Source organism: Roseateles sp. GW821-FHT09G09 (assembly GCF_059415965.1).
The window spans coordinates 788907-807541 of sequence record NZ_JBWKOG010000001.1 but is presented as its reverse complement, the minus strand read 5'-3'; the positions used below and the strand labels follow the sequence as shown (position 1 = coordinate 807541).

Below are 18635 nucleotides of genomic sequence, written 5' to 3'. Positions count from 1 at the left end.
CGCCCCGCCAATGGGTCACTCGACCGCCTTGAGCATGTCCTCGACCACCTTCTTCGCGTCACCGAAGACCATCATGGTCTTGTCCATGTAGAAGAGTTCGTTGTCCAGGCCCGCGTAGCCGGCCGCCATCGACCGCTTGTTGACGATGATGGTGCGCGCCTTGTACGCCTCGAGGATGGGCATGCCGAAGATCGGGCTGCCCTTCTGCAGCGCGGCCGGGTTCACCACGTCGTTGGCGCCGAGGATGATCGCGACATCGGTCTGGCCGAACTCGGCGTTGATGTCCTCCATCTCGTGCACCTGGTCGTACGGGACCTCGGCCTCGGCGAGCAGCACGTTCATGTGACCCGGCATGCGGCCGGCGACCGGGTGGATCGCGTAGCGGACCGTCACGCCCTTGTCGATCAGCTTCTGCGCGAGCTCCTTCACCGCGTGCTGCGCGCGCGCCACCGCCAGGCCGTAGCCGGGGACGATGATGACGCTCTCGGCATTGCCCAGGATGAAGGCGGCGTCGTCGGCGCTGCCGCTCTTCACGTTGCGCTGCTGCGTGGTGACGGCCGCGGCGCCGGCCTCGGCGCCGAAGCCGCCCAGGATCACGTTGAAGAACGAGCGGTTCATCGCCTTGCACATGATGTAGCTCAGGATCGCGCCCGAGCTGCCCACCAGCGATCCCGCGATGATCAGCATGCTGTTGTTGAGCGAGAAGCCGATGCCCGCCGCCGCCCAGCCGGAGTAGCTGTTGAGCATGGACACGACCACCGGCATGTCGGCGCCGCCGATCGGGATGATCAGCAGCACGCCGAGCGTGAAGCCCAGCAGCGCGACGAGGAGGAAGTCCATCGCGCTCTGCGAATGCCAGAAGCCGAAGAGGAAGAAGGCCGCGGCCAGGCCGAGGATCGCGTTCAGCCAGTGCTGGCCGGCGAAGGTGACCGGCGCGCCCTGGAACAGCCGGAACCTGTACTTGCCGCTGAGCTTGCCGAAGGCGATCACGGAGCCGGAGAAGGTCACCGCGCCAATGAAGCAGCCCAGCGCGAGCTCGATGCGGTTGCCGCCGGGAATCGGCTCGCCGCGCGGCGCGATGGCGAAGGCGTGCGGCTCCACGACCGCGGCGCCGGCGATGCACACGGCCGCCAGGCCGATCATGCTGTGCATGAAGGCCACCAGCTCCGGCATCTTGGTCATCTCGACGCGCTGCGCCATGACCGCGCCGATGCCGCCGCCGATCACCAGGCCGCCGAGCACGTAGCCCAGGCCGAGCGTCTGTCCGCCGGCCAGCTTGAGGATCAGCGCGCCGGTCGTGAGCACGGCGATGGTCATGCCGACCATGCCGAAGAGGTTGCCGCGGATGGAGGTCGTCGGATGCGACAGGCCTTTCAGCGCCTGGATGAAGCAGACGCTCGCGATCAGATACAGCAGGGTGACGAGATTCATCGACATGTGGGCCCCTCGGTCGATGGGTACATCGCCCGATCCCCCGAGGGAATCCGGGCCGGCTTGGGAACGGCCCGGCGCTCGGCCCGGTCCGCTTCGATGCGGCGGTGGGTCACTTGCGTTCCTTCTTCTTGAACATCTCCAGCATCCGTCGCGTGACGAGGAAGCCGCCGAAGACGTTGACCGCCGCGAGCGCGACGGCGAAGGTGCCCAGACCCTTGCCGAGCGTGGTCTCGGTGAGCGCGGCGGCGAGCATCGCGCCGACGATGACGATGGCGGAGATCGCGTTGGTCACGGCCATCAGCGGCGTGTGCAGCGCGGGCGTGACGGTCCAGACCACGTGGTAGCCGACGTAAATGGCCAGCACGAAGATCGTCAGGTTGATGAGGGTCGGGGAGACGGCGTCCATGCGGAGAGCTCCTTCGGGGTCAGGCCTTGCGCAGCACCTGGCCCTCGTGCGCGACGAGGCAGGCGGTCACGATGTCGTCGTCGGCGGGCAGCGCGAAGCCGCCCTCCTTCGTCAGCACCAGCTTCAGGAAGTCCAGCAGATTGCGCGCATACAACGAGGACGAGTCCGCCGCGACCAGCGCGGGCAGGTTGGTCTCGCCGACCAGCGTGACGCCGTGCTTGCGCACGGTCCGGCCAGGCTCGGTCAACGGGCAGTTGCCGCCGGCGGGCGCGGCGATGTCGACGATCACGGAACCGGGTTTCATCGCCCGGACCATCTCCTCGGTGACCAGCACCGGTGCCGGACGGCCGGGGATCAGCGCGGTGGTGATCACGACATCCGCCTGCGCGACGCGCTTGGCGACCTCGACCTGCTGGCGCTGCAGCCAGCTCGGCGGCATCGGACGGGCGTACCCACCGACGCCCACGGCGGCCTCGCGTTCCTCGTCGGTCTCGTAAGGCACGTCGATGAACTTGGCGCCCAGCGACTCGACCTGCTCCTTCACGGCGGGCCGCACGTCCGAGGCCTCGATCACCGCGCCGAGCCGCTTGGCCGTGGCGATCGCCTGCAGGCCCGCGACGCCGACGCCCAGTACGACGACCCGAGCGGCCTTGATCGTGCCGGCGGCGGTCATCAGCATCGGGAACAGGCGCTGGTAGTGGAAGGCGCCCAGCATCACCGCCTTGTAGCCGGCGATGTTGGCCTGGCTGGACAGCACGTCCATGCTCTGCGCGCGGGAGGTGCGCGGCGCCGCCTCCAGCGCGAAGGCGGTGAGGCGGGCGCCGGCCAGCCGTTCCAGGCCCTCGCGGTCGAACGGATTGAGCATCCCGACGAGGACCGCGCCCGGCTTGAACAGCGCGAGCTCGCCCGGATCCGGCGACCGGACCTTCAACACCAGGTCGGCGCCGAAGGCGGCTTCCCGGCCGACGATCTCCGCCCCCGCCGCGGCGAAGGCCTCGTCGGTGGCGCTGGCGTTCAGGCCCGCGCCTTGCTCCACGCGCAGCGCATGGCCCTGCGCGACGAGCTTCTTGACGGTTTCCGGCGTCGCGGCGACGCGCGTCTCTCCCGCCGCGGTTTCCAGCGGCACACCGATCAGCATCTGGAGGTCCTCCGTCCGATTCAGGGTCCGGGCGAGCTTAACCGGGCGACCGCCCTGGGCGAGGCTCGCCCGCGACAGGGGTTTTCACCAGGGAGGTGCACGTCGGCAACCGGCAGGCAACTGGAAAGCAACGTGCGGGCAATGCTGTTTCGAGTGGTGAACAGCGGTCGTCCGACCGGGTGAAAGCGGCGTTAAATGGAGGCGTTCAATGACCCCCGAAAGGAGTCAAACCATGATCAAGAAGATTGTTCTCAGCAGTGCGTTGGCGATGGCGGCCCTGGTGCCGATGGTGTCCCGGGCGGCCGACGTGGGCGTTTCCGTGAGCATCGGCGAGCCGGGCTTCTACGGGCAGATCGACATCGGCAACGTCCGGCCGCAGGTCGTGTACGAACGGCCGGTGCTGGTCCAGCGCGTCCCCTCGCCGGAGCCTGCGGTCTACCTGATGGTGCCCCCGGGCCACCAGAAGAACTGGGCGCGTTACTGCGGGCGCTACAACGCCTGCGGCCGTCCGGTGTACTTCGTCCGCGAGACCTGGTACCGCGACGTCTACGCGCCGCAATACCGGCGCGAGCACACCGAGTACCGCTGGCGTCCGGACGGCCGCCGCGACTGGCGCGACGACCACGGTCACGGCCGCGGCCCTGACCGGGGACCCGATCGCGGCCCGGACCGCGGACCGGACCGGGACCATGGCCGGGGTCCCGACCATGACCACGGACGGGGTCCCGATCGCGACCGCGACGACCACGACCACGACCGCGGTCGTCGCTGATCCCTTGTCCCGATGACAAGACCCCGGCTTGCCGGGGTTTTTCATTTTCGGCGTTCACAATGCGGCCCGCACCCATCGAGGTGGCCGCTCCCGGCATTGGCGCCGCGGCGCGAGCCGCCCTTCCAGGAAGGACCAATGACCGAACGATTCAAGCCCAGCGTCACCGTCGCCGCCGTGATCGAACAGGACGGCCGCTACCTGCTGGTCGAGGAACTCACCCGCGACGGCCTGCTGCTCAACAACCCCGCCGGCCACCTGGAGCAGGCGGAGTCCGCGATCGACGCCGTCGTCCGCGAAGTCCTCGAGGAAACCGCCCGGCCGTTCACGCCGGACGCCTTCCTCGGCGTCTACATGTCGCGCTTCCTACGTCCCGACCGCAACGACGACATCACCTACGTCCGGCTGGCCTTCACCGGCCGTGTCGGCGAGCAGATCCCGGGCCGCCCGTTCGACGAGCCCATCCAGCGCACGCTGTGGCTGACGCTGGACGAGATCCGCGCCAGCCAGGACCGCCATCGCAGCCCGCTGATCCTGCAGTGCATCGAGGATCACGCGGCCGGCCGCCGGTTGCCGATCGAGGCCGTGAGCGGTCATCCGTCGCTCTACGCGCCGCGGGCCTGGCCGCATTGAGCAGGCGCCACTGAGCAGGCCGCACGGAGCAGATCCCATCAAGCAGGCCGCACTGAGCAGGCCGCATTGAGCAGGCCGTTCTGAACGGCCCGCCCGCGGGTTCAGAGGGTCATGGCGGCGCTCATCGCCTGCGCGCTGTGGCGCGGCTGACGCCGGCAGGCTTCGAGCTCGTTGACGGTGCAGCGCGCCAGGGTCGTCAGCGATTCGCGCTGCCGGTCGCGCAGGCGCCGCGGCAGGCGGTCCATCACGCACAGGCTGCCGACGAGCTCGCCGGTCGACAGCAACAGCGGCACCGACGCATAGAAGCGCACGTAGGGCGCGCCCTGGACCAGCGGATGATCGACGAACCGCTGGTCGTGCCAGGTGTCGGGCACTTCCTGCAGGCTGCCGTGATGCATCAGGTGCGTGCACAGCCCCCGGGCGCGCGGCATCTGCCGCAACTGCAGGCCCGAGGTGCCGATCAGCCGCAGCTGCCCGCCGTCGACCAGTCCCACGGCCGCCATCGCGCCGCCGCTGATGTCGCAGGCCAGATCGGCGAGTTCGTCGAAGGCCGCATGCGCGCGCGAGGGCACGTCCAGCCCGTCCACGGCGGCCTGGCGTTCATGTTCGTCCGCCTGCAGCGGCGCGAGCCAGCCGCGCAGCAGCGCCAGCGCCTCGTCGGTCTGGCTGGCCTTGTCGAAAAAGCCCGAGAGGCCGTGCTCCGCGCAGGCGCGCCGCGTCTCCTCGTAGCAGGCGTGGGTCAGCACCATCACCCGGGCGCCGATGCCCAGTTGCCGGATCGCCCGCAGCACCCGCAATCCGCTGCCCGGCTGCAGCGCCAGGTCCATCAGCACCACGTCGGGCTGACACTGCGTGATGGTCTCGATCGCGGACTGCTCGCAGCCCGCCTCCCCCACCACGTGCATCTGGCGCTCCCGCGCCAGCAGCGCCCGCCATTGCGCCCTTGCCGTGAGGGACCCGTCGACGATGACGATGTTCATGTGGCTGTCCTCCCTGTTTCATCCAGTGTCTGCCCCCGCGCGGCGGCGCAGCAGTCGGCGTCGCCGCGAGCGCCTGTCGGCTTTGGCGCATACCCTTGTGAGCCATCCCTCACATCCGGCCGAGGGACAATGCCGCCCCATGAATCCCAAGAAGCAACGCATCGTCGTCGGCCTGTCCGGCGGCGTTGATTCCGCCGTGACGGCCTGGCTGCTGAAGCAGGCGGGCCACGAGGTCGTCGGCATCTTCATGAAGAACTGGGAAGACGACGACGACAGCGCGTACTGCTCCTCCAACATCGACTTCGTCGATGCGGCGGCGGTGGCGGACGTCATCGGCATCGAGATCGAGCACGTCAACTTCGCCGCCGAGTACAAGGACCGCGTCTTCGCCGAGTTCCTGCGCGAGTACCAGGCCGGCCGCACGCCCAACCCGGACGTGCTGTGCAACGCCGAGATCAAGTTCAAGGCCTTCCTCGACCACGCGATGCGCCTGGGCGCGGAGAAGATCGCCACCGGGCACTACGCCCGCGTCCGCGAGGTGGACGGCCGCGTGCAGCTCCTGAAGGGGCTGGATCCGCTGAAGGACCAGAGCTACTTCCTGCACCGGCTCGACCAGGCGCAGCTGCGCAAGACGATGTTCCCGGTCGGCGACCTGCCCAAGACCGAGGTGCGCCGCATCGCCGAGGAGATCGGCCTGCCCAACGCCAAGAAGAAGGACTCGACCGGCATCTGCTTCATCGGCGAGCGCCCGTTCCGCGAGTTCCTCAACCGCTATCTCTCCCACAAGCCGGGCCCGATCAAGGACGACCGCGGCCGCAAGGTGGGCGAGCACGTCGGCCTGTCGTTCTACACGCTGGGCCAGCGCCAGGGCCTGGGCATCGGCGGCGTCAAGGAGAAGGGCGCGCCGCGCGGCGGCGGCGAGCACGCGCCGTGGTTCGTCGCCCGCAAGGACCTGGACAGCAACACGCTGGTCGTCGTGCAGGGCCATGACCACCCGCTGCTGCAGAGCCGCGGCCTGGTCGCGCAGGACCTGAGCTGGACGGACCGGGCGCCGGGCTTCGGCGGCTTCGGCGCCAAGACCCGTTACCGGCAGGCCGACGCCGCCTGCGCGCTGACGCCCGGCGAGGGCAGCATCCGCCTGGACTTCCCGCAGGCGCAGTGGGCGGTGACGCCGGGCCAGAGCGCGGTGCTCTACGACGGGGACGTCTGCCTGGGCGGCGGCGTGATCGCCGAGGCGATCGCCTAGGCGCTCGCGAAGGCACCACCCCGGGCCCTCCCGCAGGCGCCGCCCCGGGCAGCGCGGCCCGCAACTCATCCGGCGATTCGGGGCACTCGTCGCATGGGCGGAACCGCCCCGCGGGTGTCCCATGACAATGCGCACCTTCCCTGCCGGACGTCGCCTGTGGCACGCTGGCAGCCTGTCGCCGTGTCTGTCGCCTCGGCCCTTCCGGATGCCTCCCTTGGATCGCCCCCTCGATCGTCTGCTCGCCCGCATCGCCCAGCCCGCCTTCGTGCTGCGCATTGCCGCCCTGGCGATCTGCCTGCTGGAACTGGGTTCGGCCATCTGGGGCCTGATGGGGAACCAGACGGAGCCCTACGACGGCGTCCTGGCCAGCCTCTACCGCCGCACCGGCGGCACCACGCACGACGCACCCTTCGTCCTGACCTGCCTCGCGCTGGTCATGGTGTTCGCCTGGCACTTCTGGCGGCTGGCGCGCCAGCAGCACCTGGACCTGCCGCCGCGCAACGCCTTGTCGCGGCTGGTGCTGCTCGACGTCCTGGCGCTGCTGGTGACGCCCGGACTGCCCTTCCTGGTCACCGTGCTGGCGGCGCTGCTGCTCAACGTGCGGCGCGCCTTCAATTTCGCGTTGGCGCAGGTCGTCATCAACGTCGCGCTCTACTGGCTGCTGCCCAGCGAGGCCCAGCGGCTGGAGCAGATCCAGCCCGACATGCCCTGGTGGCTGAACAGCGTGGGCCTGTCGATGTCCATGGTGGCGCTGCACGGGATGGCCTTCGGCCTGGGCCGGCTGGCCGCCGCCGAGGGCGAACGCCGGCGCTGGTTCCAGGCGATGCTGGCCGAGAAGCAATCCGGCGAACGCCTGCAGATCGAGCAGCTGCGTTACGCCGAGCGCCTGCACATGGCGCGCGAGCTGCACGACGTGATGGGCCACCACCTGACGGCGCTCAACCTGCACCTGCAGCTCAGCGAGGCGCTGCTGCAGCGCCACGACGAGCCGGGCGCGGCGCAGGCGGTGGAGAAGGCCAGACTCGGCGCCGCCGGGCTGCTGGCGGAGGTCCGGGCGGCCGTCTCGCGGGAGCGCGAAAGCCAGCGCATCAACCTCGAGGCGGCGCTGCGCACGCTGGCGGACGGCATCGCCAGCACCCAGATCGAGCTGGCGCTGGACCCGGTCGCGCAAGACCTGACGCCGCGCTGCGCGCATGCGCTGCTGCGCTGCGTGCAGGAGGCGGTGACCAACGCGGTGCGGCATGCCGGCGCGACGCACGTGCGCGTCACGCTGGAGGCGGTGGAGGCCGTGGGAGTGGAGGCGGTGGACCGCGCCGACGTCGCGGCACCGGCGTCCGCGCCGGCGTCAGCGCAGGGAGAACGCGCGCGGACCCGGTTGCCCTCGGCGGCCTCGCAGGTCCGGGTGCGGGTTGACGACAATGGCCGGGGCACGCGCAAGCTGCGCGAGGGCAACGGCCTCAAGGGCATGCAGGAGCGCATGGCCGAATTGGGCGGGACGATGCAGGTGCTGCGGCATCACCCCGGATTCCTGATCGAATTGAACTGCCCGCGGCGCGCCTGAAGCGGGCCGGCGCCAGGAAGGAGACGACATGAGCGATACCACGATCAAGCTGCTGCTGGTGGAAGACCAGCAACTGGTGCGCGAGGGGCTGAAGGGCCTGCTGGCGCTGCACGACGACATCCGCCTGATCGGCGAGGCGTCGGACGGGGCGGAGGCGCTGGAGCTGCTGGCGCGCGAGCAGCCGGACGTGATCCTGTCGGACATGCGCATGCCGCGGCTGGACGGGATCGGGCTGATCCGGGCGCTGGCGTCGCGGGCGCTGAAGATCCCGGTGGTGCTGCTGACGACCTTCGACGACACGGCCGCCTTCGACGAGGCGGTGCGGGCCGGGGCGCGGGGTTTCCTGCTGAAGGCGATCAGCCCGGACACGCTGGTGCAGGCGCTGCGCGACGTGGTCGGCGGATCGACCGCGCTGCGGCCGCTGCTGACCGAGCGCATGGAACGCGCGCCGGTGGAGCGCGCCTTCGCGGCGACGCCCGAGCCCGAGTCGCTCAGCCCGAAGGAACTTCAGGTGCTGCGTCTGGTCGCCAGCGGACGCAGCAACACCGAGATCGCCGCGCTGCTGGGCAACAGCGAGGGCGTCATCAAGAACCACTGCTCCGCGGTGTTCGCGAAGATGGGCGTCAGGGACCGCACGCAGGCAGTCCTGCGCGCGATCGATCTCGGCTGGATCTGAATCCGGCTCGGTCTCTCGGGGCGTAGCGAGCGGACGTCAGGCTAGGCGGGCGGAGCGGAGGAACCGGAACGTACTTCCTGTACGTGAGGATTCCGAGCATCCGACCAACGACGCATGGCGTTCGCGCAGTAGCCCCTGCTCTCAGATCCAGAGGTCGTAGTCCTGGAGGGCGCGGATGCGGCGCTCCACCGACAGGAAGCGGGCGGCGCCCACTTCGCCGATCGCCTTGACGACGCGCGGGTGGTACTTCTTGTAGAGCTTCTGCTCGGCGTCGACATACCCCAGGTAGCCGCGCGAGAAGTACTTCGACTGCGCGTTGGTCGGCTTCTCGCCGATCTGCACGTACTCCACCGACATGCGGGTGAACTGGCGGTTCAGCGAGGCGAGCTCACGCTCATAGGCCTCGTAGACCGGGACGAATTTCTTGCTCTGCGCCTCGTCCAGGGCCAAGGCCTTCAGGACCACGCCCTTGCGGTCGGCGCGGACGGCGTCGCGCAGCGATTGCGCCTGCGCGGTGTCGGGCACCGGCGCCGGATCGGCGAAGGCCGGCAGCGCGGCGGTCAAGGACAGGCAAAGCGCGGACAGCGCGGCGAACTTCTTCATCTCTCATCCCTCGTCAAGCGTCGGACTTCGACGGCGGGGATTCTAGGGAGCGGGGTTTGCCCTGGCCCCCCGGGACTTCACGGGGAGACAGGCGAACGCGCCTGCCGCCAGCGGTCCAGCCAGCCCGCGTGTCGCGCGTCGGCCACGCGCAGCACCAGTTCGGTGCCGGCGCCCGGCACGCTGTGGACCGTGAAGCCCGCGTCGACGAGCCGCGCCCGCTCGCGCATCCCGCACATGCCGAAACGCACGCCGCGCGCCGGACGGCTCGCCCAGTCCGGCGCGAGCCCGATGCCGTTGTCGCGCACGGTCAGCGTGACGGCGTCGGCCCGGTAGTCCAGCTCCAGCGTCACCTCGGTCGCCCGCGCGTGGCGGTCGGCATTGGTCAGGCCCTCGCGCGCGATCAGCAGCAGCTCGTCCTCCACCGGCGCCGGCAGCGCGCGCGGCGTCCCGCTCACCCGCATCCGGAACTGGCCCGGCGGACGGACCAGGTCCTGCCCGGCACGCGACAGGCGGTCGATCCAGGCGGCGCCGTCCCGGCCCGCACCTCCGGCCGCACCTGCGCCCCCACCTCCGCGCTCACCGCCGCCCTCGCCACGACTGGCATCGTCGCGCGCGTCGCCGTCGAAGTCGCTGCCTCCGTCGTCCCCGCGATCCGCGGCGTCCTCGTCGTCGATGCGCTGGCGGAGCTGTCCGACGCGATCGCGCCCTTCGGCCAGCAGGACCTCCGCGCGCGTCAGGTCGCGCTCCATCTTGTGGCGCAGCGCCGCGTCGGCGACGCGCCGCACGCTCGCGTCCAGTCCCAGCAGCAGGCCCTGGAAGCCCTGCAGGAGGGTGTCGTGCAGGTCGCGCGCGATGCGTTCCCGCTCGCGGTGGCGGTCGGCCAGGCGCTGGCGCAGCCTTGCCTGCAAGGACCGGACCCGCAGCCGGTACCCGCCCCAGACCGCCAGGATGAGCGCCAACGCCGCCGCCCAGCGGAACACCGGCTGCTGGTGGAGCATCGGCACGATGCGGAAGGCCAGCACCGTCGGCTGACGGCTCCAAAGGCCGTCGGGATTCGAGGCGAGCACCTCGAAGCGATAGTCGCCCGGGCCGAGGTTGGCGTAGGTCGCCTCGCGCTGCGTGCCGGCGTCGCGCCAGTCGGCATCGACCCCGACCAGCCGGAAGCGGTAACGGACCTGTTCCGCCTTGCTCAGCACGCGGGCGGCGTAACGCAGCGTCAGCGCATGCGTGCCCTGGGGCAACTGCAGACCTTGCGCCGCCGGGTAGTTCTGCCCGCCGGCCATCAAGGCCTGCACGTCCACGCCGACCTCGCGCGCGCTGCGCGGGGTCCGTGCCGGATCGAGCCAGACCACGCCCAGGTTGGTCACGAACCACAAGCGGCCGCGGGCGTCGCGCACGGCGGTCGGTGTGGCCGACGCCTGCCGCGCGATGCCCGGCAGGCCGTCGGCGGCGTCGAGCAGCTGGTAGCTCAACGGATGGGCCGACTCGTCGAACAGCGCCGGCACCTCCGCCGCGGCCAGGCGCACGAGGCCCCGTGCGCCGTTGAGCCAGAGGTCGCCGTCGAAGGATTCGACCACGCCGGACACCCGCCCGAACGCCGGGTCGCGATCGAGGGTGATGGTCGCGAAACGGCCGTCCCGCCCGAGGGCGACGCCGTTCTCGCCGGCGACGATCAGCCCGTGACGGGTGTTGATCACCGTGAGGATGCGGCCGGTGCGCAGCCCTTGCGCCGGACCGAAGCGCAGGCGCCGGCCGCGGTCGTCGATGCCGGTGAGCACGCCGTCGTGGCCGAACCAGACCGCGCCGTCCGCATCGACCGCCAGCGCCCCGGGCGGGGCGCCGTCCAGTTCCGCGTCCTTCACGCGCTCGAGGCCCGCGCGCGTCGCGTGGAACACGCCGGTCTCGCGCAGCGAGAGCCACAGCCCGCCCGTCGGGTCGGCGGCCATGCCCTCCGCGGCGACCCGCGACCCCGCCGGCAGCGGCAGGTTCCAGCGCTCCCAGCGCCCGGCCGGCGGCGAACGCCAGAGCGCCTCGTTGTCCCACAGCCAGAGCGAGCCGTCGGTCGCCCGCAGCGCCTGCGTGGCCGGTCGCCGCAACAGCGGGCGGGGATCGACGCCGTTCTCGCGCACGGGGCCGCCGGGCGGGTCGACGCGCCAGCTCGCGGAGGAGCTCGACAGCAGCACGCCGGTGCCGTCCGGCTGCACGCTGAAGCCGGTGGACGCCGCGTCCTCGAGCCGCGTGACGCGCTGCATGCGGTGCTGGCGCAGGCTGCTCACGCCGACGTTGGTGCCGACCCAGATCTCGCCGTCGTCGCTCTCCAGCAGCGGCACGGTGATCGACGATCCCAGCCCGTCGGCGACGGTGAACCACTGCCCACGCGTCCAATCCAGCTGCTCGCCCGCCGGCAGTCGGGCCGTCTCCGCCGCGTCCGTGCGGAACACGCCGCGCCCGTTCACCGTCACCCACAACCCGCCGTCGCTGGCGAACAGCATCTGCTTGACCAGCGTGACCGCCTGGCCGTCGCGCGAGGACACCACGCTGGGCGAGAACGGCGCCGCGGCGAGATCGTCGGCGCGCACCGGCCCGGGCATCGGCGCCGTCTCCGGCAAGGCCGCCCAGGAACGCCAGGATCCTGGCAGTCCCAGCGGCCGCACGCCGCCGCGGCCATCCGCCAGCCAGAGCCGGTCCTGCCCGTCCTGCGTCATCACGGCGGTGCGGCCCGTCGGCACGCCGGTGTAGTCGAAACGGTCGGCGCCCGCCGCGAGGCGATAGAGCCGCTCGCCGGAACTGACCCACAAGGTCCCTTGGCGATCGCGGAACAGGTATTCGGCGCTTGGCTCCGGATAGCCCTGCTGCTCGCCGACGCGCGACCAGTGCTGGCCGTCGAAGCGGGCGAGCCCTTTGCCCGTCGCGGCCCACAGCGCGCCCGACGCGCGCACCAGCCTGAGCACGCGGCCGCCCGGCAGCCCTTGCGCCGCGCCGTGACGGACCACGCGGCCCTCGCGCAATTGCACGACGCCGCCATCGAACAGGCCCAGCCACAGGGTGCGGTCGTCGTCGACCAGCAGCGCGTTGATGTTGAGCGCCGGCAGCGAGGGATCACCGGGCCGGTAGCGCTCGAAGCGCAGGCCGTCGAAGCGGTACAGGCCCATGCCGGTGCCGAGCCACAGCACGCCCTCGCGCCCGCCGTCCAGGGTCCAGACGTCCGGCGGCGCGCCGTCGCGGACGGTCCAGGAGCGGTGCGAGAAGCCCGTCAGGCCTTCCTCCGCCGCACGCGCCGGTGCGAGGCCGGCGCCGAGCAGGCACGCCGCCACCGCGAGGATCAGTCCGATCCGCCGCCTGGTCACGCCGGGCTCACGCGGCAGGCAGCGGACGGAGCCCGTAGAGCCCCTGCGCCGACGCGCGCGCCGCGGCGCGCACCGGGTGCGGGAACGGATCGTCGATCAGCGGCTCGTCGTCGAGCAGCCCCCGCCGCAGCGCCTCGGTGGCGGCCTGCGTGCGGCTGCGTGCGCCCAGCTTCTGCAGCAGCGTCTTCACATGCGTCTTGACCGTGCCGGCCGCGACCCCCAGCCGCAGGCCGATCGACTTGTTGTCCAGGCCCAGGCACAGCATGCGCAGCACGTCGCGTTCGCGCGGCGTGAGGTCGTCACCGAGCCAGCCCTCGGCGACCGCGCCGGCCGCCGTGCGGCACAGGTAGCGCCGACCGGCGGCGACGGCGCGCGCGGCATCGCGCAACTCCTCGAGCGCGCAGGCGGCGTGCACATAGCCCAGCACGCCCGCGGCCATCGCCTGACGGACCCGGCCGCCGTGCGCCACAGGACTGACGACCAGCCAATGCGGCCCGGGCAGGCCGCCGCCGGCAGGACTGCCGGTCCCGCCTTGGCTGCCGTGGATGCCGTTCGTGCCGTGGCTGCCGTTCGCGCCGTGCCGGCCGAGGGTCGTGCGCCGCGGCAGGCCCGCCAGCGCCTGCAGGGCGCCCTCGTGATCGGCGACGACCAGCCGGATCGGATCCGCGCGGCCGGACGGTCCGGCGACGAGTGTCGGCAGCACGCCGGACTCTGCGATCAGGCCGGCGTCCTCCCCGGCGTCGTGGGCGCGGAAGAACGGCGACAGCGCGGCGGCGATGCCGGCGCGCAGCAGCGGATTGCGGTGAAGGACGATCGCGTCGAGGACGGCGTCCGGGATGGCATGGAGGCGCTCGATCAGGGACATGGACGGCTCCCGGGCGTTGAAGGGCGGTGAAGGGCGCCTGAAAGCGCTCCCCTCAGAGACTGCGCCGATCATCGGAAGCGATGTTGCACCGCGATAGCCCCGGTCGAGTCGACAACGTTTACCCGAAAGGGTATCGGCCCCCTGGAACGGGGACGTCCGGCGGGGGTCGCCCCTATGATCGCCGCCATGGTGCCACCGTCCGATCCCATCCGCGTCCTGACGGTCGACGACCACCCGCTGATGCGGGAGGGCATCGCCGCGGTGCTGGGCGAGCAGCCGGACATGACGCCGGTGGGCGAGGCCGACAACGGCTGGCAGGGCCTGCAGGCCTTCGAGCGGCTGCGGCCCGACGTCACGCTGATGGACATCCAGATGCCGGGCATGGACGGGCTGGAGGCGCTGGCGCGGCTGCGCGCGCTGAGCCCCGCCGCGCGGGTGATCGTGCTGACGACCTTCAAGTCCGATGGCCAGGCCTGGCAGGCGCTGAAGCTGGGCGCCAGCGGCTACCTGCTGAAGACGCAGCTGCGCACCGAGCTGCTGGACGCGATCCGCGCCGTGCACCGCGGCCATCGCTGGATCCCCAACGAGGTCGCGCAGGAGATCGCCGCCCACGCCGGCCAGGAACAGCTCTCCGGCCGCGAGCTCGACGTGCTCGAGCACATCGCGCAAGGCCGCAGCAACCGCGAGATCGGCGGCCTGCTCTCGCTGTCCGAGGACACCATCAAGGCGCGGGTCAAGACCATCCTGTCCAAGCTCGACGCGCGCGATCGCACGCATGCCGTCGTGCTCGCGCTCAAGCGCGGCCTCTTGCGGCTGTGACGCGGCTGTGACGCGGCTGTGATGCGGCTGTGATGCGTCCGTAGTCCCTCCGGACCCCGATTGCAACGGGGCGTCACACCGGCCTGCCTCCTACGGGAGAGCATGGGCTGCACCATCGGCGGCTGGCTGCGCCGGGAGGCCCTTCCTACGATGGGTCATTCCCCGGAGACCCTCGATGACGCCCCCCCTTCTCCCCACTGACCTCACCCGTCGCGACGTGCTCGCGCTGGGCGGCCAGCTCGCGCTCGCCGCGGCGCTGCCGCTCGCGCTGGCCGACGGCGCCGAGGCTGCGGCCTCTTCCGCTTCTTCACCCACACACACCCTGCCAGGAGCCCCCATGAGCTACGTCACCACCAAGGACGGTACCCAGATCTTCTACAAGGACTGGGGCAGCGGCCAACCGGTCGTCTTCTCGCACGGCTGGCCGCTGAGCAGCGACGCCTGGGAAGACCAGATGCTGTTCCTGGGCCAGAACGGCTTCCGCGTGATCGCGCACGACCGCCGCGGCCACGGCCGCTCCAGCCAGAGCTGGAACGGCAACGACATGGACACCTACGCCGACGACCTGGCCGCGGTGCTCGACAAGCTGGACGTCAAGAACGCCGTCCTGGTCGGCCATTCGACCGGCGGCGGCGAGGTCACCCGCTACGTCGGCCGCCACGGCACCAAGCGCGTGGCCAAGGTCGTGCTGGTGGGCGCCGTGCCGCCGACGATGATGAAGTCCGCCGCCTACCCGAACGGCCTGCCCAAGGAAGTCTTCGACGGCATCCGCGCCGGCGTCCAGAAGGACCGCTCGCAGTTCTACAAGGATCTGACGACGCCGTTCTTCGGCGCCAACCGCGCCGGCGCCGTCGTGTCGCAAGGCGCGCGCGACAGCTTCTGGCTGCAGGGCATGCAGGGCTCGCTGAAGTCGCAGTTCGACTGCATCAAGCAGTTCTCGGAAACCGACTTCACCGAGGACCTGAAGAAGATCACCGTGCCCACGCTGATCATCCATGGCGACGACGACCAGATCGTGCCGATCGGCAACGCCGCCGAGCTGTCGGTGAAGCTCGCGCCCAAGGCCACGCTGAAGGTCTACAAGGGCGGCGCCCACGGCCTGGCGGTCACCGCCAAGGACCAGCTCAACGCCGACCTGCTGGCCTTCGCCAAGTCCTGATCGTTCCCGGCCGATCGCCCGACCGCTCGACGGCACCGTCGCCGTCGGGCTCGGATCGGCCGTCCACCCCCTGAAGGAGATGTCCATGACCCCGATCGCCAAGGCCGCCCCCGGCGCCAAGTTGCTGAACCCGAAGGACCACACGCTGGTCCTGATCGATTTCCAATCGCAGATGGCCTTCGCCACGCACTCGATCTCCGCCAACGAGCTGCGCACCCATGCGTCGCTGGTGGCGCAGGCGGCCGCCGGTTTCGGCGTGTCGACCATCCTGACCACGGTGGCGGAGAAGAGCTTCTCCGGCCCGATGTTCGAGGAGATCACCGCGCCCTTCCCCGGCCAGAAGCTGCTGGACCGCACCTCGATGAACACCTGGGAAGACGCCGCGGTGATCGAGGAGATCAACCGCATCGGCAAGCCGCGCATCGTGCTGGCCGGCCTGTGGACCAGCGTGTGCATCGTCGGTCCGGCGCTGTCGGCGATCGACCAGGGCTTCGAGGTCTACGTGATCACCGACGCCTGCGGCGATGTCTCGGTCGAGGCGCATGAGCGCGCGGTCGAGCGCATGGTGCAGGCCGGCGCGCAGCCGATGACGGCGCTGCAATACCTGCTGGAGCTGCAGCGCGACTGGGCGCGCGGCGAGACCTACGAGCTGACCACCGGCATCGCGAAGAAGGTCGGCGGCTCGTACGGCATCGGCATCCATTACGCCAAGTCCATGTTCGGCGCCCACGAGGGCTGATCGCCCGCGTCAGGCGTTTCCCCTCGGATCGGCACACCCGCAGGAAGGCGGCCCTCATGAATGCTTATGTTTTGTCGGCCGCCGTCGGGTTGCTGGTCGGGGTGATCTACGGCGTGCTCAACGTGCGATCGCCGGCGCCGCCGGTGATCGCGCTGGTGGGCCTGCTGGGTATCCTGGCCGGCGAGCAGATCCCGCCGCTGGTGCGGCAATGGCTGCAGCGCGACACGCACCAGGCGAGCTGGATCGAGCAGAAGGTGCGTCCGCACATGTTCGGGCAGATGCCCGGGTGCGAGAAGGCCCAGTCGCAGGCGCAGGCGCAGGCGCAGGCACACACGCCGACGAAGGCGACGGAGACCCACGATGTCTGAAACGAAATCGACGGCGGCGTCCGCGGCCACGCCCGACCTGGTGCTGTTCAACGGCCGCTTCACGACGCTGGACCGCACGCGACCGAGCGCCACGGCCGTGGCCATCAAGGACGGCCGCTTCCAGGCCGTCGGCGCCAACCCGGAGATCCTGGCGCTCGCCGGCGCCGCGACGCGTCGCATCGACCTGAAGGGCCGCGGCGTGCTGCCGGGCCTGATCGACAACCACCTGCACATCATCCGCGGCGGGCTCAACTTCAACATGGAGCTGCGCTGGGACGGCGTGCGCAGCCTGGCCGACGCGATGGCCATGCTGAAGGCGCAGGTCGACATCACGCCCGCGCCGCAGTGGGTGCGCGTGGTGGGCGGCTTCACCGAGCACCAGTTCGCCGAGAAGCGGTTGCCGACGATCGACGAGTTGAACGCGATTGCGCCGGACACGCCGGTCTTCCTGCTGCATCTCTACGACCGCGCGCTGCTGAACGGCGCCGCGCTGCGGGCCGTGGGCTACACCCGCGAGACGCCGGAACCGCCGGGCGGCCAGATCCTGCGCGACGCGCCGGGCAACCCGACGGGCCTGCTGCTGGCCAAGCCCAATGCGTCCATCCTCTACGCGACGCTGGCCAAGGGTCCGAAGCTGCCGCCCGAGTATCAGCTCAACAGCACGCGCCACTTCATGCGCGAGCTCAACCGGCTCGGCGTCACCGGCGCGATCGACGCCGGCGGCGGCTTCCAGAACTATCCCGAGGATTACCAGATCATCCAGAAGCTGTCCGACGCCGGACAGCTGACGATCCGGCTGGCCTACAACCTCTTCACCCAGAAGGCGGGGCAGGAGAAGGAGGACTTCCTCCATTGGGCGCAGTCGGTCACCTACAAGCAGGGCGACGACTACTTCCGCCACAACGGCGCGGGGGAAATGCTGGTGTTCTCCGCCGCCGACTTCGAGGACTTCCGGCAACCTCGTCCGGACATGCCCGACGCGATGGAAGGCGAGCTCGAGGAGGTCGTGCGCATCCTGGTCCAGAACCGCTGGCCGTGGCGCATGCATGCGACCTACGACGAGACGATCTCGCGGGCGCTGGACGTCTTCGAGAAGGTCCATCGCGACACGCCGATCAACGGGCTGAACTGGTTCTTCGACCATGCGGAGACGATCTCGACGCGCTCGATGGACCGGATCGCCGCGATGGGCGGCGGCGTGGCGGTGCAGCACCGCATGGCTTACCAGGGCGAGTACTTCGTCGAGCGCTACGGTGCGCGCGCCGCCGAGGCGACGCCGCCGGTGGCCGAGATGCTGCGCCGGGGCATGAAGGTCTCGGCGGGAACCGACGCGACGCGGGTGGCCTCCTACAACCCGTGGGTGTCGCTGTCGTGGCTGGTGACGGGACGGACCGTCGGCGGGTTGCAGGTCACGCCGCAGCGCAACTGCCTGGACCGCGAGGCGGCGCTGCGGATGTGGACGGAGAACGTCACCTGGTTCTCCAACGAACAGGGCAACAAGGGCCAGATCGCCGCGGGACAGCTGGCCGACCTGGTCGTGCCGGACCGCGATTTCTTCGGCTGCCCCGAATCGGAGATCGCCGACACGAGCGCGCTGCTGACCCTGGTGGGCGGCAAGGTGGTGTGGGGCGCGGGCGAGTTCGCGGAGCTCGACGAGTCGGCCCCGCCACCGGCGATGCCGGACTGGTCGCCGGTGCGGCGCTTCGGCGGTTACGGCGCCTGGGGCCATGAAGGCAAGCCGCTGCAGGCGGCGATGCAACGCGTCGCGTGCTGCGACACCGCCTGCGGTGTCCACGGCCATGCGCACGCGAACGCCTGGGCATCGGAGATTCCGGCCTCGGACCTGCGCGGTTTCTGGGGCGCGCTGGGCTGCGCGTGCTGGGCGGTGTGAT

At 70.8% G+C, this 18635-nt stretch carries 17 protein-coding genes and 1 other RNA gene; 10 read left to right on the top strand and 8 right to left on the bottom strand.

Features of this window, described 5'->3' with window-relative positions; all coding sequences use genetic code 11:
• Positions 1–15 precede the first annotated feature (15 nt).
• From AC07O8_RS03520 to AC07O8_RS03510, 3 genes are all read right to left on the bottom strand, one after another.
• Positions 16–1437, bottom strand: a complete 1422-nt coding sequence (locus tag AC07O8_RS03520; RefSeq protein WP_495046709.1) for an NAD(P)(+) transhydrogenase (Re/Si-specific) subunit beta — start codon at positions 1435–1437, stop codon at positions 16–18.
• Positions 1438–1543: 106 nt separating this feature from the next.
• The gene (locus AC07O8_RS03515; protein ID WP_377159204.1) at positions 1544–1840 is read right to left on the bottom strand and encodes an NAD(P) transhydrogenase subunit alpha part 2; all 297 of its coding nucleotides are present in this window, start codon (positions 1838–1840) and stop codon (positions 1544–1546) included.
• Positions 1841–1859: 19 nt separating this feature from the next.
• The gene (locus tag AC07O8_RS03510; protein WP_495046708.1) at positions 1860–2978 is read right to left on the bottom strand and encodes a Re/Si-specific NAD(P)(+) transhydrogenase subunit alpha; all 1119 of its coding nucleotides are present in this window, start codon (positions 2976–2978) and stop codon (positions 1860–1862) included.
• Between the two features lie 232 nt (positions 2979–3210).
• Between AC07O8_RS03510 and AC07O8_RS03505 the strand changes: the two genes are divergently transcribed.
• A complete protein-coding gene (locus AC07O8_RS03505; RefSeq protein WP_495046707.1) occupies positions 3211–3750 on the top strand; it encodes a hypothetical protein in 540 nt (179 codons plus the stop codon).
• 135 nt (positions 3751–3885) lie between these two features.
• A complete protein-coding gene (locus AC07O8_RS03500; protein ID WP_495046706.1) occupies positions 3886–4380 on the top strand; it encodes an NUDIX hydrolase in 495 nt (164 codons plus the stop codon).
• A 101-nt stretch (positions 4381–4481) separates the two neighbouring features.
• Here the strand turns inward: AC07O8_RS03500 and AC07O8_RS03495 are convergent, their stop codons facing one another.
• Complete coding sequence (locus AC07O8_RS03495; RefSeq protein ID WP_495046705.1) at positions 4482–5360, bottom strand: response regulator; 879 nt, start codon at positions 5358–5360, stop codon at positions 4482–4484.
• 139 nt (positions 5361–5499) lie between these two features.
• On the opposite strand from AC07O8_RS03495, the gene mnmA reads away from it, so the two are divergent.
• The 3 genes from mnmA (at position 5500) to AC07O8_RS03480 (ending at position 8843) form a co-directional block, all read left to right on the top strand.
• The gene (gene mnmA, locus AC07O8_RS03490) at positions 5500–6606 is read left to right on the top strand and encodes a tRNA 2-thiouridine(34) synthase MnmA (RefSeq protein WP_495046704.1); all 1107 of its coding nucleotides are present in this window, start codon (positions 5500–5502) and stop codon (positions 6604–6606) included.
• 214 nt (positions 6607–6820) lie between these two features.
• Entirely contained in the window at positions 6821–8167 is a 1347-nt protein-coding gene (locus tag AC07O8_RS03485; protein ID WP_495046703.1) for a sensor histidine kinase, read from the top strand.
• Between the two features lie 28 nt (positions 8168–8195).
• Positions 8196–8843, top strand: a complete 648-nt coding sequence (locus AC07O8_RS03480; RefSeq protein ID WP_331615724.1) for a response regulator transcription factor — start codon at positions 8196–8198, stop codon at positions 8841–8843.
• Between the two features lie 10 nt (positions 8844–8853).
• On the opposite strand, the gene AC07O8_RS03475 is transcribed toward AC07O8_RS03480, so the two are convergent.
• From AC07O8_RS03475 to AC07O8_RS03460, 4 genes are all read right to left on the bottom strand, one after another.
• A non-coding RNA gene (locus AC07O8_RS03475) (sX9 sRNA) lies at positions 8854–8928 on the bottom strand.
• Positions 8929–8984: 56 nt separating this feature from the next.
• Positions 8985–9446, bottom strand: a complete 462-nt coding sequence (locus tag AC07O8_RS03470; protein ID WP_495046702.1) for a hypothetical protein — start codon at positions 9444–9446, stop codon at positions 8985–8987.
• A gap of 77 nt (positions 9447–9523) precedes the next feature.
• Positions 9524–12793 carry a sensor histidine kinase gene (locus AC07O8_RS03465; RefSeq protein ID WP_495046701.1) on the bottom strand — a complete coding sequence of 1090 codons (3270 nt, stop codon included), beginning with the start codon at positions 12791–12793 and terminating at the stop codon, positions 9524–9526.
• Positions 12794–12800: 7 nt separating this feature from the next.
• Positions 12801–13658, bottom strand: coding sequence for a helix-turn-helix transcriptional regulator (locus tag AC07O8_RS03460; protein WP_495046700.1), 858 nt, complete (start codon positions 13656–13658; stop codon positions 12801–12803).
• 186 nt (positions 13659–13844) lie between these two features.
• Here AC07O8_RS03460 and AC07O8_RS03455 point away from each other — a divergent pair, with 186 nt between their 5' ends.
• The 5 genes from AC07O8_RS03455 (at position 13845) to AC07O8_RS03435 (ending at position 18634) form a co-directional block, all read left to right on the top strand.
• Positions 13845–14477 (top strand): response regulator, encoded by a 633-nt coding sequence (locus AC07O8_RS03455; RefSeq protein WP_495046699.1) that lies wholly within the window; start codon positions 13845–13847, stop codon positions 14475–14477.
• A 175-nt stretch (positions 14478–14652) separates the two neighbouring features.
• Complete coding sequence (locus tag AC07O8_RS03450) at positions 14653–15636, top strand: alpha/beta fold hydrolase (RefSeq protein WP_495046698.1); 984 nt, start codon at positions 14653–14655, stop codon at positions 15634–15636.
• A gap of 85 nt (positions 15637–15721) precedes the next feature.
• Positions 15722–16375, top strand: coding sequence for a hydrolase (locus AC07O8_RS03445; RefSeq protein ID WP_495046697.1), 654 nt, complete (start codon positions 15722–15724; stop codon positions 16373–16375).
• Between the two features lie 56 nt (positions 16376–16431).
• Positions 16432–16743: a XapX domain-containing protein gene (locus tag AC07O8_RS03440; RefSeq protein ID WP_495046696.1), complete on the top strand. Its 312-nt coding sequence runs from the start codon at positions 16432–16434 to the stop codon at positions 16741–16743.
• Positions 16736–18634 (top strand): amidohydrolase, encoded by a 1899-nt coding sequence (locus AC07O8_RS03435; protein WP_495046695.1) that lies wholly within the window; start codon positions 16736–16738, stop codon positions 18632–18634. The genes AC07O8_RS03440 and AC07O8_RS03435 overlap by 8 nt, the downstream gene beginning before the upstream one ends.
• Position 18635: the final 1 nt, after the last annotated feature.